General features: G+C 59.3%; 1 protein-coding gene. It reads left to right on the top strand.

Annotated features, from left to right (window positions below; all coding sequences use genetic code 11):
* Window positions 1-489, top strand: a 489-nt coding sequence (locus EAV90_RS39195) for an RraA family protein (protein ID WP_164937312.1), incomplete at its 5' end; no start/stop codon positions are given.
* Window positions 490-592: the final 103 nt, after the last annotated feature.

Raw genomic sequence — 592 nt, forward strand, 5'->3', positions numbered from 1 at the left:
CCAGGCGACAACCTGATGCTCCACAAGGCGATGGCAATGGCCGAGCCAGGCGATGTCATCGTGGTCGATGCCGGAGGCGATCTCACCAACGCATTGATCGGCGAGATGATGCTGATGCGCATCATCAAGAGCGGCCTTGCAGGCATCGTGATCGATGGCGCGGTTCGGGATGCCGGCTTCATCCGCGGTCAGACGTTTCCCGTGTTCGCGGCAGGTGTCACCCATCGCGGCCCTTACAAGAACGGACCAGGCGAGATTAACGTTCCGATTGCAATCGACGGCATGGTGATCGAGCCGGGCGATCTCATCATCGGCGACGACGATGGATTGCTTTGCGTGCCATTCGACGATGTGGATGAAGTCCTGAAAGCCGCGACGGCGAAGTACCAGGCTGAGCAGAAGCAGATGGAGAACATCAAGGCCGGGACGCACAATGCGGATTGGGTGGACAAGGCACTGCGCGAGTTGAAATGTGAAGGAGTCGACTGAAAGCCGGATTCGCGCAGCGACGATGGTTGAGGGAGGATGACGCTTTCGTGCGGGGCCCATTCTCCCGATCTTGCCGCCGAATCTACGACCGAGTTCAGAACGG

The sequence above is a fragment of the Bradyrhizobium vignae genome (assembly GCF_004114425.1).
Classification (GTDB): domain Bacteria; phylum Pseudomonadota; class Alphaproteobacteria; order Rhizobiales; family Xanthobacteraceae; genus Bradyrhizobium; species Bradyrhizobium vignae.